The sequence below is a fragment of the Phenylobacterium sp. genome, from assembly GCF_041916435.1.
GTDB lineage: Bacteria > Pseudomonadota > Alphaproteobacteria > Caulobacterales > Caulobacteraceae > Phenylobacterium.
This window is the reverse complement of record NZ_JAYRZM010000005.1, coordinates 418,508-433,141: the sequence shown is the minus strand read 5'-3', so window position 1 is coordinate 433,141 and position 14,634 is coordinate 418,508. Positions and strand designations below refer to the sequence as shown.

Genomic DNA, 14,634 nt, shown 5'->3' with positions numbered 1-14,634 from the left:
CTTCAGCAACAATTCGCCGAAGCTCCGTACCGCTGACTCAAACGCCGCCCCCGATCCGCAGCCTGCGGACGTTTCCGGGCGAGGGGCCGGTTCAGGCGACAATGATCCTGCGAAGGGCCTCGGCGATCTCCGCGCGCTGGCTGTGATCGCCCGCTTCGGCGAGGCGCGCGGCGGATTCGGCGATCCTGGCGGCCGCGCCCGGCTCCATCAGCCCCTTCTCGACGAGATGGTCGAAGAGGCCGGCGAGAAGCCTGAGCGCCACCTGGGCCTGGACCGCGGCGTCGACGGGCGCCGGCTCATGGCGTTCGGATTCGTGGATCGGCAAGGCGGGTCTCCGGGCGGACGCCCGTCCCTTCTAGCCGCGGGAAAAGGCCGCCGCGCGGGCCCGGGCGCCCGTTCCGGGCGCCCGCGCGAGCCGCAACGGGCGCGACGGCGCAACGCGGAAACCCGCGTTCGGCGCTTCAAGATGGGGGGAATGGTGGACGCGGCTGGGATTGAACCAGCGACCCCTACGATGTCAACGTAGTGCTCTCCCGCTGAGCTACGCGTCCGCTCATTCGTCTCGCGGCCCGGAGGCCGCAAGCGGGAAGGCGGGGATATAACGGGGCGGCCGGGGCCGCGCAAGCGCCAGAGCGCGCGAGGGCGGCGCGATCAGGCCGCCGCCATCATCCGCTCCACCTCCGAGACGATCTCGCGCAGGTGGATGGGCTTGGACAGCACCTTGGCGCCGGGCGGCGCGCTCTCGCCCGCGGCCAGGGCCACGGCGGCGAAGCCGGTGATGAACATGATGCGGAGCCCGGGATGCTTGGCCGCCGCCTGGCGGGCCACCTCGATGCCGTCGATGCCGGGCATGACGATGTCGGTCAGCAGAAGATCCCACACCTCGTCGAGCGCGGCCGCGGCGGTCTCGCCGTCGGGACAGGCCAGCACCTCATAGCCCGCGCGCTCCAAGGCCCTGGCGAGGAACCCCCTCAGGGAATCGTCGTCTTCGGCCAGCAGGATACGAGGCATGGGGGCTCCGCGTCAGAGGGTTTAACGATGATCATGCTAGCGCCGCGTTCGTAAACCCGCGATGAACCCATCGTGAGCCGTTCCCCGGCCATCACACCCCTGTCATAGTGATTCGCATGAACGCGTGGGAGCCCATGACGGCGAGCGAGGCGAGGTCCGAGGACGAAGCCTTCGACGTGATCGCCGCGGCGGCCGAGGGCCGGCCGGCGCCCAGCCCCCTGATCTTCGCCTCGCCCCACTCCGGCCGCGTCTACCCCGCCGACATGATGGCCGCCTCGGCGCTGGACGCCATGACCATCCGCCGCTCCGAGGACGCCTTCGTCGACGACCTGATCGAGGCCGCGCCGGAGCTGGGCGTGGCGGTGATCCGCGCGCGTCTGGCCAGAGCCTATATCGACGTGAACCGCGAGCCGTTCGAGCTGGACCCGGCGATGTTCGCCGACGAGCTGCCCGAGTTCGCCCGCGCGCGCACCGCCCGCGTGGCGGCCGGCCTGGGCGCGATCGCCCGGGTGGTCTCCGAGGGCCAGGAGATCTATTCGCGCAAGCTCACCTACGCCGAGGCCCAGGCCCGCATCGACGGCGCGCACCGGCCCTACCACGCCGCGCTGGAGGCCCTGCTGGCCCAGGCGCGGGCGGCGCACGGCTTCGCCGTGCTGGTCGACTGGCACTCCATGCCCGCCGCCGCGGCCCGCACCGGCGGGCGGCGGGGCGGCTGCGACGTCGTGCTGGGCGACCGCTTCGGCGCCTCCTGCGCCGACCTCTTGACCGCGCGCGTGGAGGAGGCGCTGGAGGACCTGGGCTACCGGGTGGCGCGCAACACCCCCTACGCCGGCGGCTACACCACCGAGCACTACGGCCGGCCGGCGCGCCGCGTCCACGCCCTGCAGATCGAGATCAACCGCGCCCTCTATCTCGACGAGGCCTCGCTCACGCCGACGGCCGGCTTCGCGCGGCTGAAGACGGACATGGAGGCCTTGACTCGGATGCTGGTCAGCGCCGATTGGAGCGCCCTGGCCTGAGCCGCCGCGCGCGGCGCAAAAAAAAGCCGCGCCCGAAGGCGCGGCTAGTTCATTAGGGAGGAAACGCCCAGGAAGGGCAGAAGCGTCAGCGACGCTTCACAAATGGACATATACGGTGCGGCGCACAAAACAGCAAGCGCCCTTTGCGGGCTTATCGCACGACTTCGGGCGATTTTCTAAAATCCGCCGTTTTTTCAATTGGATATTTGGGTGCGACAGGGCGTCACATTTTGTTGCGGCGCACAACATAGTCGTGCATGCGGAGGAAATCGCGTACAAGGCGGTGCAACATGCGCCAAGACGCCCCAGGCCCGCGGGGAATCCAAAGGGCATAAGGCCCTGGCGCAATCCGGCCGCCTCGCCTAAAAGCGCGCGCCTCCCCAAATAGGTCCTGATCCGTTCCATGTCGCTGCGCAACATCGCAATCATCGCCCACGTCGACCACGGCAAGACGACGCTTGTCGACCAACTCCTGGCCCAGTCGGGCGTCTTCCGCGCCAATGAGGCGACGGTGGAACGCGCCATGGACTCCAACGACCAGGAGCGTGAGCGCGGCATCACCATCCTGGCCAAGTGCACCAGCGTGCTGTGGCACGGCAAGGCCGGCGAGACCCGCATCAACATCATCGACACCCCCGGCCACGCCGACTTCGGCGGCGAGGTGGAGCGCATCCTCGGCATGGTGGACGGCTGCGTCCTCCTGGTGGACGCCGAGGAAGGGGTCATGCCCCAGACCAAGTTCGTGCTGGGCAAGGCGCTGAAGATGGGCCTGCGCCCGATCCTGTGCCTGAACAAGGTGGACCGGCCCCACGCCGACCCCGACCGGGTGCACAACGAGGCCTTCGACCTGTTCGCCGCCATGGGCGCGACCGACGAGCAGCTCGACTTCCCGCACATCTACGCCTCGGGCAAGAACGGCTGGGCGACGCTGGACCTGAACCAGCCGAACGACGACCTGGCCCCGCTGTTCGACCTGATCGTCGACCACGTGCCGCCGCCGAAGGCGGAGAGCCGCAAGGCCGAGCCCTTCCAGATGCTGTCGGTGCTGATCGAGAGCGATCCGTTCCTGGGCCGGCTGCTGACCGGCCGCATCGAGGCCGGCAAGGCGGTTCCCGGCCTGGCGATCAAGGCCCTGTCGCGCGACGGCAAGGAGATCGAGCGCGGCCGCATCACCAAGGTGCTGGCCTTCCGCGGGCTGAAGCGCCAGCCGATCGACGAGGCCGAGGCCGGCGACATCGTCGCCATCGCCGGGCTTTCCAAGGCGACTGTGGCCGACACCCTGTGCGCGCTGGAGGTCTCCGAGGCCCTGCCGGCCCAGCCGATCGACCCGCCGACCATCTCCATGACCGTGTCGGTCAACGACAGCCCGCTGGCCGGCCGCGAGGGCGACAAGGTGCAGAGCCGGGTGATCGCCGCGCGCCTGCTCAAGGAAGCCGAGTCCAACGTCGCCATCCGCGTCACCGAGACCAGCGAGAAGGACGCCTACGAGGTCGCCGGCCGCGGCGAGCTGCAGCTCGGCGTGCTGATCGAGGGCATGCGCCGCGAAGGCTTCGAGCTCTCCATCAGCCGCCCGCGCGTGGTGTTCCAGAAGCACGAGGAGACCGGCGAGCGGCTGGAGCCGATCGAGGACGTGATGATCGACGTGGACGACGAGTTCACCGGCGTCGTCATCGAGAAGCTGTCGGCCCGCAAGGCCGAGCTGAAGGACATGGGTCCCTCCGGCGCGGGCAAGACGCGCATCAGCCTGATGGCGCCCTCGCGCTCGCTGATCGGCTACCAGGGCGAGTTCCTGACCGACACCCGCGGCTCGGGCGTGCTGAACCGCGTGTTCAGCCACTACGAGCCCTACAAGGGCGCGATCGACGCCGGCCGCAAGGGCGTCCTGGTCTCCAACTCCGACGGGGAGACCGCGGCCTACGCCCTGTGGAACCTGGAGGAGCGCGGCGTGATGTTCGTCGGCGCCGGCGAGAAGACCTACCAGGGCATGATCATCGGCGAGAACGCCCGGTCCGACGACCTGGACGTCAATCCGATGAAGGCCAAGCAGCTCACCAACGTGCGCGCCTCGGGCAAGGACGAGGCCGTGCGCCTGACCCCGCCGCGGCGGCTGACCCTCGAACAGGCCATCGCCTACATCGAGGAGGACGAGCTGGTGGAGGTGACGCCCAAGTCGATCCGCCTGCGCAAGCAGGTGCTGAACCCGTCCTTCCGCAAGAAGCGCGTGCGCGAGGACTAGGCGCGCCGCTCCATCCACACGTCGCAACGCGCATAGGGGCTGGCCGGGCGCTCGTCGCCCACCAGTTCGCGGAAGCCCATGGCGCGGTAGAGGCCGAGCGCCGGCCCCAGGCTGGAGTTGGTCTCCAGGTAGAGGCGCGGCGCGCCGAGGGCGTCGGCCTCGTCGATGCAGCGCTGCATCAGCAGCCGGCCCAGGCCCGCGCCCCGCAGGCTCTCGTCGACCGTCATCTTGGCCACCTCGTAGCCGCCGTCGGCCATGGCGATCATGGCCACGCAGCCGACGGCCCGCCCGCCGTCCACGGCCATGAAGATCTTCCCGCCCTTGGCGATGATCTTGCCCTCGGGATCCTCGATCACCTCCAGGTCCTTGGCCTCCACCTCGAAGAGCTTGGAGATCCAGGCCAGGTTCAGGTCATGGAAGGCCCTGGCGTGCTCGGGGCGGTAGTCGACGATCTCCATGGACGCGGCCCTCCGGCAAAGCGCTTGCCAGGAAGGTAGTGAGCGCCGCAAAGCATCGCCATGGCCAATCCGATCTTCGCCGCCCTGCCGACCACCGTCTTCGAGGAAATGAGCGGCCTCGCCCGTGAGCTGGGCGCCGTGAACCTGGGACAGGGCTTCCCCGACGATCCGGGGCCGCTGGAGATCCGCCGCAAGGCCGCCGACGCGGTGCTGAACGGCTACAACCAGTATCCGCCGATGGCGGGCCTAGCCGAGCTGCGCCAGGCGGTGGCGGGCCACTATGCGCGGACCCAGGGGCTGGACCTGGACTGGGCGCGCGAGGTGACGATCACCTCCGGCGCGACGGAGGCCCTGGCCTCGGCCTTCTTCGCCCTGATCGAGCCGGGCGACGAGGCGATCGTCTTCCAGCCGGTCTACGACGCCTATCTGCCGCTGATCCGCCGGGCGGGCGGAACGCCGAAGCTGGTGAACCTGTCGCCGCCGCACTGGCGCTTCACCCGGGACATGCTGGAGGCGGCGATCGGCCCGCGCACGCGCTTCGTGGTGCTGAACAACCCGATCAATCCGGCCGGGGCCGTGCTGCCTGACGAGGACCTCGCCCTGCTGGCCGAGCTGTGCGTCGCGCACGACCTGATCGCCATCTGCGACGAGGTCTGGGAACAGGTGGTGTTCGCCCCCGCCGTCCACCGGCCGCTGATCGCCTATCCGGGCATGCGCGAGCGCTGCGTGAAGATCGGCTCGGCGGGCAAGATGTTCGGCCTGACCGGCTGGAAGGTCGGCTTTCTCTGCGCCGGGGCTGAGCTGTCGCGGGCGCTCGGCAAGGCCCACCAGTTCCTGACCTTCACCACCCCGCCGAACCTGCAGACCGCCGTCGCCTTCGGCCTGAACGAGCCCGGCGACTGGTTCGAGGCGATGCCGGCGGCGCTGGCCGCCAGCCAGGCGCGGCTCGCCGAGGGCCTGCGCCGCGAGGGCTTCTCGGTGCTGGATTCCCAGGGCACCTACTTCCTGAACGTGGACCTTCCGGCCTCGGGGATCGACGAGCCCGACCGCGACTTCTGCCTCAGGGCCGTCAAGGAAGCGGGCGTGGCGGCGATCCCGGTCTCGGCGCTCTACGAGGCCGACCCGGTGACCACCATCATGCGCCTGTGCTTCGCCAAGGCCGACGCCACCCTGGACGAAGGCGTCGCGCGCCTGGCCAAGGCGCGGGAGCTGTCGCGGGCGCGCTGAAGCGCGCCCGCGAGCGTCATCAGCAGGTCGAGCCGCCGTCGACGACGATGGTCTGGCCGGTCATCCAGCCGCCGGCCTTGGAGGCCAGGAACACGGCCGCGCCGGCGATGTCGTCGGGCTCGCCCAGACGGCGCAGCGGCGTGCCGGAGCTGGCGCGCTTCTCGCCTTCCGGCGTGTCCCACAGGGCGCGGGCGAAGTCGGTCTTCACCAGGCCCGGGGCGATGCAGTTGATCCGGATGTTGTCGGGGCTGAGCTCCTGGGCGAGGTTGCGCGCGAGCTGCATGTCGGCCGCCTTGGAGATGGCGTAGGCGCCGATCACCGGCGTGCCGCGCAGACCGCCGATGGACGAGATGATCACGATCGCCCCGTCCTTGCGCTCGCGCATCTCGGGCGAGACCATGTTGATCAGCCAGTTGTTGGCGATGATGTTGTTTTCCAGGATCTTGCGGAACTGGTCGTCGCCGATCCCGCTCATCGGCCCGTAGTAGGGGTTGGAGGCGGCGTTGCAGACCACGATGTCGATCTTGCCGAACGCCTTGCGCGTCTCGTCGACCAGGTGCTGCAGGTCGTCCTTGGACGAGATGTTGGCCGGCACGGCGATGGCCGAGCCCGGATGCTTGGCGTTGATCTCGGCCGCCACCTCGTCGCAGGGGCCGGCCTTGCGCGAGGAGATGGTCACCTTGGCGCCGTGCTCGGCCATGCGTTCGGCGATGGCCTTGCCGATGCCGCGGGTCGAGCCCGTGATCACCGCCACCTTGCCCGTAAGATCGAAAAGCTCGCCCATGGCGCTCCCCTTAAAACGGCTGTTTGATTGAATGCGGCCATTTGAAACGAGGGCGCCGCCCGGTCAAGCGCCGCGTCGGCCCGGCGACTTTGATGGCCTACCCCCTTGCGGTCGGAGCCCGGGCGACGCACGTTCCGGCCTACGCTGAACGAACCAGGAGACGAGCGTGATCGAATACGGCCGCATGGACGACGAAGACGGCGAAGAGGGCGAGCGCAAGCCGGACATGCCGATGACGGCCGGCCCCGTCCAGAACGCGCTGTTCAAGGCGCGCACCGTGCTGATCTTCGGCGAGATCGACATGCGCCTGGCCGAGCGGGTGAGCGCCCAGCTCCTGGCGCTGGCGTCGGAGAGCGCCGACAAGCCGATCAAGGTGATCATCAACTCGCCCGGCGGCCACGTGGAGAGCGGCGACACGATCCACGACATGATCCGCTTCTGCGGCCCGCAGGTGAAGGTGATCGGCACCGGCTGGGTGGCGAGCGCCGGCGCCCACATCTATCTGGCCGCGCCGAAGGAAAACCGGCTGTGCCTGCCCAACACCCGCTTCCTGCTGCACCAGCCGATGGGCGGCGTGCGCGGCCAGGCCTCGGACATCCAGATCGAGGCCGAGGAGATCGTGAAGATGCGCGAGCGGGTGAACCGCATGATCTCGCGCGAGACCGGCCAGCCCTACGAGAAGATCGTCGCCGACACCCAGCGCAACTTCTGGCTCTCGGCCGAGGCGGCGATCGAGTACGGCATCGTCTCCAAGATCGTCGCCAGCGCCTCGGAAGTCTGAGGCGCGTCCGGCCGGGGCCGGCGTTTGATCCAGATCAGACCCGCCAGGCGGCGCGTGCTCTAGGCTCGCGCCGCCGCAACGGATAGATTCGCGCCATGCCCGAAGGCGACGCCCGCCCCGCCCGTTCCGAGACCCGCTTCGGCGAGGGCTTCCTCACCGACATCTGGTATTTCGCCGCCCTGGCGGACGACCTGAAGCCCGGCAAGCTTCAGCGCTACGAGATCCTGGGCGAGCCGGTGCTCCTGGGCCGCACGCGCAAGGGCGAGGCCTACGCCATCCGCGACGTGTGCCCGCACCGGGCCGCGCCCTTCTCGGCCGGGCGGCTGGTCGCCGAGGCCGACGGGCGCGAGACGATCGAGTGCCCCTATCACGGCTGGCGCTTCGGAACCGACGGGGCGTGCACGGCGATCCCCTCGCTGGTGGCCGACCAGGCGATGGACGTCTCGCGCATCAAGGTGCGGCGCTATCCGGTGGCCGAGAGCCAGGGGCTGGTCTTCATCTGGATGGCCTCGGACGCGCGCGGCGCGGCCGAACCGACCGAGCCGCCGCCGGTGTTCCCCGGCGTGGTCGGCGGGGGACCCAAGCTGGTCGACCGGATGGACTTCGATTCCCACATCGACCACGCGGTGGTGGGGCTGATGGACCCGGCGCACGGCCCCTACGTGCATCAGCAGTGGTGGTGGCGCTCGTCGAAGAGCCAGCACGAGAAGAGCAAGAAGTTCGAGCCGCGCGAGGCCGGCTTCGCCATGGTGCGCCACGAGCCGTCGAAGAACAGCCGCGCCTATGTGATCCTGGGCGGCGAGCCGCTGACCGAGATCACCTTCCGCATTCCCGGCCTGCGCTGGGAGCACGTGACCGTCGGCAAGCGCCAGGTGCTGTCGCTGACCTGCCTGACGCCGATCCATGAGAAGAAGACGCGGATCACCCAGATCGTCTGGTCCGACCATCCGGCGTTCGTGCTGCTCAAGCCGTTCATCGCCGCCGGGGCGCGGGCGTTCCTGCGCCAGGACGGCGACATGGTGAACCTGCAGAACGAGGGGCTGCGGTACGACTCCTCGCTGCTGTGGATCGACGACGCCGACCGTCAGGCCAAGTGGTATCAGCAGTTGAAGCGCGAATGGGCCGCCAGCCGCCGCGAGGGCCGGGCCTTCGCCAATCCGGTGGAGCCGGCCGTCCTGAAGTGGCGCAGCTAGGCGACGAGCCCTAGGCCGCGACGGGCAGGGCCAGGTCCGGCGTCTCGATGGGCTCGCAGCCCTCCGCCGGCGACCAGTTCATCCGGGCGCCGAAATCGGTCACGGCCTGCACCGGGTCCACCGTCTCCAGCGCCATGTCGACCAGGGCCCTGTGGCCGATTTTGACGTGCAGCACCGGCGCGCGTTCCACCTGCTGGTTGATGCGGTCGGTGATGTCGCACTCCAGCACGACCTCGACCCATTCGACCGGGCAGGCCGACAGCACCTCGGCGGCCACGCGCAGGGCGGCCGAGCACAGGTTGCGCCGATGCAGCTCGGCCATGGCCGACCGCGACAGCGGACGAAACACCGCCCGGGCGGCGGAGACCACGATCTCCTCGTCGGGCATATCCTCCAGCTCCAGGCCCGACACCACGGCCACGAGCCGGCCGCGGGTGGGCACGTGCAGGCGCAGGCCCTCGATGGCCGGGCCGACGTCGTCGAGCGAGGTGTTCTCGGCCAGCGACGTGTTGATGGTCCTCACGTCGAGCTCGAGCAGGCGCACGGCGAACTGAACCTCGGCGTTGTGGTCGTCGGCGACCTTGCGGGCGGCGCGGTAGGCGGCCTCGTCCTTGGAGGCGGCCTCGGCCACCCGCGCGGTGAGGGCGCGGCGGCGATCCTGGTCCAGGCCGAACAGCCGCTCGATCAGGCTCGGCCGATAGCCGGCCAGAGCCTTGCGCGCGGCCGCTTCGTTGATGCTGGCGCGCACCGGGCGCTCGACCTCGCCACGGGCCGCCACGGCCGCCCAGTCGGTGGGGTCGTAGTCGATGTGGTGGCATTCGGTCAGCGCGGCGATCCGCGTGCGCAGCTCGGAGACGTCGGACGACGACGCATTCACGCTTTCGGCGCGCAGGGCCGCGCGATCGTGCCGCGCCTTGTCGCGCGCGAGACGCTTGGCCACGCGTTCGACCCGCGTGGAGGGTATGGTCATAGACCGCGTGGGTTTTTGATCAGTCATCGCATTTCCCCCAGTCGCGACGATTCGCCACGCCGAGATTTTTGACATGTCGCGATTATCGCGACCTTAATGTGACACGCCTTTTTACCAACGCTTAAGCTGCATTTGACTCTACCGTCAGGCGAGCGTCGATTTTTCTACCGTCGTATATTTTCCAATAGGCGTAACGCCGCTTTAGGGTGAAGCTTGGATTAAGCATCGCTTCACGAGCCTCCGCCCATGCCCAGCTTCTCTTCCGGCGCCTTCGACCTGGCCTATGACGACGTCGCGCCCGCGGGCGGGGGCGAGCGCACGATCCTTCTGGTGCACGGCTTCACCTCGAACCGCGCCGAGGGCTGGCGGCGGACCGGCTGGTACGGCGCGTTCGAGCGGCGGCGGATGCGCTGCGTCGCCTTCGACCAGCGGGGCCACGGCGAGAGCGCCAAGCCGCACGATCCGGCCGCCTACGGCCGCGACGCCCTGGCCGGCGACGTGATCGCCCTGATGGACCACCTGGGGCTGGGGCGCGTGGACCTGTTCGGCTACTCCATGGGCGCGCGCGTGGCCCTGGCGGCGGCCCTGAAGGCGCCGGACCGGGTGTCGAACCTGATCCTCGGCGGCGTGGGCGACAAGCTGCTGGGCGAGCGCGAGGGGCCCGCGGGCATGGAGCGGCCGATGGCCAAGGCGCTCCTGGCCGACGATCCGGAGACGATCGAGGAGCCGATGCTGCGCAGCTTCCGCCACTTCGCCGACGAACAGGGCGAGGACCGCCAGGCCCTGGCGGCCTGCACGGCCGCCGACAACCCGCCGCTCGACCGCGACGCCATGGCCGCCCTGCCGGTTCCGGTGCTGGTGCTGGCCGGCCAGAGGGACTCGCTGGCCGGCGATCCGGAGGGCCTGGCGCAGATCTTCCCGCACGGGCGCGCGCTGACGGTGGCCGGCTGCGACCACTTCTCGGCGATCCCGCACGCGCTGACCAAGGCGGCGGTGTTCGACTTCCTGGACGGCCTGCTGGACGACCCCTTCGAGGGGCGCTTCTAGCCCGCCAGGCCGTAGACGCCGCCCTTTTCGATCGAGGCCTTGAAGGCCGGCCGGGCGTGCAGCCGGCCGGTCCACGCGGCCAGGTTCGGATAGCTGGGCAGGCGGCCGAAGGCGCCGGCGACCTCGCCGACGAAGCTCATCTGCACGTCGGCCCCGGTCAGGTCCTCGCCCACCAGGAACTGGCGGCCTTCCAGGGCGCGGTCGACATAGCCCAGGTGGTTGGCCATCTCGCTGTCGATCCGCGGCATGAGCGGCGCGCCCGCCTCGCCCAGGCGCGCGACGTACATGAACAGCATCAGCGGCAGCATCGCCGAGCCCTCGGCGTAGTGCAGCCACTGCAGATAGGTCTCGTGGTCGGCGCTTCCCGGCGCCGGCTGCAGGCGTCCGCCGCCGTGCTTGCGGATCAGGTAGTCGATGATCGCCCCGGACTCGTGGACCGTGATCCCGTCGTCGGTGATCACCGGCGACTTGCCGAGCGGATGGACCTCCATCAGCTCCGGCGGCGCCAGGCGCGTGGCCGCGTCGCGCTGGTAGGGCTTGATCTCGTAGGGGACGCCCAGCTCCTCCAGGAGCCAGAGGATGCGCTGCGAGCGCGAGTCGTTCAGGTGGTGGACGACGATCATGGTGGGCTCCCTCGCTTTTGATTTACGATGTATATTCAAGGCCTGTAGCCTGACGCAAGGTGCGGCGTCTAAGACATCGGCGCATGAGCGCTCTCGTCCTTCAAGACCTCGTCGCCCTGCTGCGTGAGGCCGCCGACGCGGCCCAGGGCCTTTGCGCGAACATGCGCGCCGCGCTGGCCGAGCGCACCAGCCGCGACGGCCGGCTCGATCGGGCGGCGGTCGACGCCGAGCAGCATCTGGCCCACGGCCTGGCCTGGGCGACCACCTACGCCGAGACCCTGGCGCAGACGGCGGCCTGGGCCGCGGCGCTGGAGGCGGAGGGCCGCTTCGGCGAGGCCGAGGCCCTGCCCGCCCAGCTCCTGGCCTTCGAATACCTCTCCCAGCTCGCCGGCGGCCTGCCGATGAACCAGGGCGAGACCGTGCGCCCCGGCGACTTCGGCCTGACCGCCGAGCGCCTGGAGCCGGCGATCGCGCGCCTGCGGCCCGGCGCGGGCCAGGCGGTGAAGGCGCGGATCGTGCGCCTGCTGGAAGACGCGCGGGGCCGGCCCTCGCTGGAGGCCAGCGGCCTGGACGAGACGCTCGACCAGGTGCGCGACCAGTTCCACGCCTTCGCCGCCGAGAAGATCACCCCCTTCGCCCACGGCTGGCACCTGGCCGACGAGCTGATCCCCCTGCCGCTGGTGGAGGAGCTGGGGGCGCTGGGCGTGTTCGGCCTGACGATCCCGGAGGCGTTCGGCGGCTCGGGCATGGGCAAGACCGCCATGTGCGTGGTCTCCGAGGCCCTGTCGCGGGGCTACATCGGCGTCGGCTCGCTGGGCACCCGCTCGGAGATCGCCGGCGAGCTGATCCTGGCGCACGGCACCGCCGAGCAAAAGGCGCGCTGGCTGCCGGCGATCGCGGCCGGGAAGGTGCTGCCCACAGCGGTGTTCACCGAGCCCGAGGCCGGCTCGGACCTGGGCTCGCTGCGCACGCGCGCCGTGCTCCAGGGCGAGGCGTGGCGCGTGACCGGGGCCAAGACCTGGATCACCCACGCCGCGCGGGCCGACCTGATGACCCTCTTGGCGCGCACCGACCCGGCCTCGAAGGACCACCGCGGCCTTTCCATGCTGCTGGCGGAAAAGCCGCGGGGAACCGACGCCGACCCCTTCCCCGTGGAGGGCCTGACCGGCGGCGAGATCGGCGTGATCGGCTATCGCGGCATGAAGGAGTACGAGCTCGCCTTCGACGGCTTCGCCGTGCCGGCCGAGAACCTGCTGGGCGGCCAGGAGGGCCAGGGCTTCATCCAGCTCATGGCGACCTTCGAATCGGCGCGCATCCAGACCGCCGCCCGGGCCATCGGCGTGGCGCAGAACGCGCTGGACCTGGCGCTGGACTACGCCCTGGAGCGGCGCCAGTTCGGCCAGCCGATCGCCGAGTTCCCGCGGGTGGCCAACAAGCTGGCGATGATGGCCGCCGAGCTGGTGGGCGCCAGGCGGCTGGCCTGGTTCGCCGCCCGCGCCAAGGACGAAGGCCGGCGCTGCGACCTGGAGGCCGGCATGGCCAAGCTGGTCGCAGCCCGCGTCGCCTGGGCCGCCGCCGACAACGCCGTGCAGATCCACGGCGGAACCGGGTTCGCCACCGAGCAGCCGGTGAGCCGCGTGCTGGCCGACGCGCGCATCCTCAACATCTTCGAGGGCGCCGGCGAGATCCAGGCCCAGGTGATCGCGCGACGCCTGCTGGAAGGCGCCAACTGATCCTCAGAGCAGCGAGGACGCCTGGCCGCGGGGCAGGAAGCCGCGGGCGATGAGGCCGATCTGGCGATCCATCACCGCGCTCATGGTGTCGGCGTCGGCGCCTTCCCAGGCCGCCAGCCGGTAGATCCAGGCGTAGGCCGCCATCAACAGGTCCACCACCATCTCCAGGTCGACGGTCGGATCGACGTCGCCCCGCGCCGCGCCTTCGGCCAGGCAGTCGAAGATGATCTGCTTGAGCTGGGGATTGCGCCCGTAGGGCATCGAGGCGGCGCTGCGCGTCCAGTCGTAGGCCGCTGCGATATGGGCCAGGAACAGGCGCGTGCGGCGCGTCTCGAACGAGAAGTGGAACGCGAAGATCGTGCGCAGCCGGTCGGCCGTGGAGCCGCGCAGGCAGGGCGCCAGGCGGTCCAGCTCCGCGTAGAGCCCCTCCAGCCGGTCGGCCATCACCTGGCTGAGGATCTCGCTCTTGGAGGCGAAGCTGGTGAAGACGCTGCCGACCGCGACGCCCGCCTCCTTGGCGATGGCCCGCACGGTGGTCTCCTCGTAGCCCCGGCTCTCGAACAGGCTCCGCGCCGCGTCGAGCACGCGCTGTCGCGTGGCCTCCTTTTGCGCCTTCCGCATCCACCCTCCCCCTGTTCAGCCGATTCCGGCTTGTCTTTGGCGGCCCGTCTGACGCGGGCTCGCCTCACCCCCGCCGGGCGCCAGCCAGGACCACCCGGATCTGGTCGCGCGAACGGGTCTGCAGCGCATCCAGGCTCCAGCCGTCGAAGATCGCCTGCGGGTAGTTCGACAGATAGCAGTCGAACAGCATCTGGCTGCGCAGGCGGACCTCGCATTCGCGGGACAGCTCGCCGCGGGCCGCGCCGGCGTTCAGTTCGTCGGCGATCAGCTCGATCAGCACCTGGGCCGGCTCGATCTTGCGCAGCACGCGGCCGTGGTCGGAGGTCCAGGAGACGCTGAAGGCGGCGCGCGCGAGCGGCAACTGGCCCTTGTAGAAGCTGTAGCCGGCCATGAAGATCTTCAGCAGCGCCTCATCGACCGTCTTGCCCCGCGACGCGGCCGCCCGCATCTCCTCGGCCAGCATGGCGATGTCGGCGATCATGATCTCGTGGAACAGGTCGGTCTTGTCCGCGAAGTTGGCGAACACCGCCCCGGTGGACATGCCGGCGGCCGCGGCGATGTCGCGGATCGTCGCCCCGTCGAAGCCCTGCTCGCTGAAGAGGCGGCGGGCCGCCGCCAGCACCTTGGCGCGGGTTTGTTGCTTGGCGAGCGCGCGCCGGGTAGGCACCCGCACCTCGGTCTCGCCCGCCGGCAGAATATTTCCGGTCAGATGTTTCATTTATCATTGAGCCTTGCTAGCGCCGCTTCGGCGCGTTTCTCGAATTCGACGCAGTATTCGTCGACGATCTTCTCGAGCAGCTCGGCGTAGCGTCGCGCCAGCCGGCGCCCGTCATGGGCCGCGTCCCTCAGGTCGGTGATGAGTTGGCGGATCTCCTCCTCCTGATCGGTCGCTTCCGGGCTCTGGGCGATGGCGGAGCGGTTCGCGTTCATG

16 protein-coding genes and 1 tRNA gene are annotated in these 14,634 nt (G+C 70.0%); 7 read left to right on the top strand and 10 right to left on the bottom strand.

Going from position 1 to position 14,634, the window contains the following annotated elements:
• Positions 1-91: 91 nt before the first annotated feature.
• The 3 genes from ACE3TA_RS16500 to ACE3TA_RS16490 all read right to left on the bottom strand — a co-directional run bounded on the left by ACE3TA_RS16500 (position 92) and on the right by ACE3TA_RS16490 (position 1,011).
• Complete coding sequence (locus ACE3TA_RS16500) at positions 92-325, bottom strand: hypothetical protein (RefSeq protein ID WP_374575387.1); 234 nt, start codon at positions 323-325, stop codon at positions 92-94.
• A 151-nt stretch (positions 326-476) separates the two neighbouring features.
• A tRNA-Val gene (locus tag ACE3TA_RS16495) sits at positions 477-551 on the bottom strand.
• A gap of 100 nt (positions 552-651) precedes the next feature.
• Positions 652-1,011 (bottom strand): response regulator, encoded by a 360-nt coding sequence (locus tag ACE3TA_RS16490; RefSeq protein WP_374575386.1) that lies wholly within the window; start codon positions 1,009-1,011, stop codon positions 652-654.
• A 116-nt stretch (positions 1,012-1,127) separates the two neighbouring features.
• Here ACE3TA_RS16490 and ACE3TA_RS16485 point away from each other — a divergent pair, with 116 nt between their 5' ends.
• Positions 1,128-2,030, top strand: coding sequence for an N-formylglutamate amidohydrolase (locus ACE3TA_RS16485; protein WP_374575385.1), 903 nt, complete (start codon positions 1,128-1,130; stop codon positions 2,028-2,030).
• Between the two features lie 403 nt (positions 2,031-2,433).
• Positions 2,434-4,266 carry a translational GTPase TypA gene (gene typA / locus ACE3TA_RS16480; protein ID WP_374575384.1) on the top strand — a complete coding sequence of 611 codons (1,833 nt, stop codon included), beginning with the start codon at positions 2,434-2,436 and terminating at the stop codon, positions 4,264-4,266.
• On the opposite strand, the gene ACE3TA_RS16475 is transcribed toward typA, so the two are convergent.
• Positions 4,263-4,724, bottom strand: coding sequence for a GNAT family N-acetyltransferase (locus ACE3TA_RS16475; protein ID WP_374575383.1), 462 nt, complete (start codon positions 4,722-4,724; stop codon positions 4,263-4,265). The genes typA and ACE3TA_RS16475 overlap by 4 nt on opposite strands.
• A 60-nt stretch (positions 4,725-4,784) precedes the next feature.
• Here ACE3TA_RS16475 and ACE3TA_RS16470 point away from each other — a divergent pair, with 60 nt between their 5' ends.
• Positions 4,785-5,951 carry an aminotransferase gene (locus ACE3TA_RS16470; RefSeq protein ID WP_374575382.1) on the top strand — a complete coding sequence of 389 codons (1,167 nt, stop codon included), beginning with the start codon at positions 4,785-4,787 and terminating at the stop codon, positions 5,949-5,951.
• Positions 5,952-5,970: 19 nt separating this feature from the next.
• Here ACE3TA_RS16470 and ACE3TA_RS16465 read toward each other — a convergent pair whose 3' ends face one another.
• Positions 5,971-6,735 carry an SDR family oxidoreductase gene (locus ACE3TA_RS16465; protein ID WP_374575381.1) on the bottom strand — a complete coding sequence of 255 codons (765 nt, stop codon included), beginning with the start codon at positions 6,733-6,735 and terminating at the stop codon, positions 5,971-5,973.
• Positions 6,736-6,901: 166 nt separating this feature from the next.
• On the opposite strand from ACE3TA_RS16465, the gene ACE3TA_RS16460 reads away from it, so the two are divergent.
• Both ACE3TA_RS16460 and ACE3TA_RS16455 read left to right on the top strand, forming a co-directional pair.
• Entirely contained in the window at positions 6,902-7,516 is a 615-nt protein-coding gene (locus ACE3TA_RS16460; protein WP_374575380.1) for an ATP-dependent Clp protease proteolytic subunit, read from the top strand.
• Between the two features lie 95 nt (positions 7,517-7,611).
• Positions 7,612-8,709, top strand: coding sequence for a Rieske 2Fe-2S domain-containing protein (locus ACE3TA_RS16455; protein WP_374575379.1), 1,098 nt, complete (start codon positions 7,612-7,614; stop codon positions 8,707-8,709).
• Positions 8,710-8,719: 10 nt separating this feature from the next.
• Here the strand turns inward: ACE3TA_RS16455 and ACE3TA_RS16450 are convergent, their stop codons facing one another.
• On the bottom strand, positions 8,720-9,649 hold the full coding sequence (locus tag ACE3TA_RS16450) for a hypothetical protein (RefSeq protein WP_374575378.1): 930 nt from the start codon (positions 9,647-9,649) through the stop codon (positions 8,720-8,722).
• Between the two features lie 276 nt (positions 9,650-9,925).
• Here ACE3TA_RS16450 and ACE3TA_RS16445 point away from each other — a divergent pair, with 276 nt between their 5' ends.
• A complete protein-coding gene (locus tag ACE3TA_RS16445) occupies positions 9,926-10,726 on the top strand; it encodes an alpha/beta fold hydrolase (RefSeq protein ID WP_374575377.1) in 801 nt (266 codons plus the stop codon).
• Here the strand turns inward: ACE3TA_RS16445 and ACE3TA_RS16440 are convergent.
• Complete coding sequence (locus tag ACE3TA_RS16440; protein ID WP_374575376.1) at positions 10,723-11,349, bottom strand: glutathione S-transferase family protein; 627 nt, start codon at positions 11,347-11,349, stop codon at positions 10,723-10,725. The genes ACE3TA_RS16445 and ACE3TA_RS16440 overlap by 4 nt on opposite strands.
• A gap of 83 nt (positions 11,350-11,432) precedes the next feature.
• Here ACE3TA_RS16440 and ACE3TA_RS16435 point away from each other — a divergent pair, with 83 nt between their 5' ends.
• Complete coding sequence (locus tag ACE3TA_RS16435) at positions 11,433-13,082, top strand: acyl-CoA dehydrogenase family protein (protein WP_374575375.1); 1,650 nt, start codon at positions 11,433-11,435, stop codon at positions 13,080-13,082.
• A 3-nt stretch (positions 13,083-13,085) separates the two neighbouring features.
• Here the strand turns inward: ACE3TA_RS16435 and ACE3TA_RS16430 are convergent, their stop codons facing one another.
• The 3 genes from ACE3TA_RS16430 to ACE3TA_RS16420 form a co-directional block, all read right to left on the bottom strand.
• On the bottom strand, positions 13,086-13,703 hold the full coding sequence (locus ACE3TA_RS16430; RefSeq protein ID WP_374575374.1) for a TetR/AcrR family transcriptional regulator: 618 nt from the start codon (positions 13,701-13,703) through the stop codon (positions 13,086-13,088).
• A gap of 64 nt (positions 13,704-13,767) precedes the next feature.
• The gene (locus ACE3TA_RS16425) at positions 13,768-14,421 is read right to left on the bottom strand and encodes a TetR/AcrR family transcriptional regulator (protein WP_374575373.1); all 654 of its coding nucleotides are present in this window, start codon (positions 14,419-14,421) and stop codon (positions 13,768-13,770) included.
• Positions 14,418-14,633 (bottom strand): hypothetical protein, encoded by a 216-nt coding sequence (locus ACE3TA_RS16420; protein WP_374575372.1) that lies wholly within the window; start codon positions 14,631-14,633, stop codon positions 14,418-14,420. The genes ACE3TA_RS16425 and ACE3TA_RS16420 overlap by 4 nt, the downstream gene beginning before the upstream one ends.
• Position 14,634: the final 1 nt, after the last annotated feature.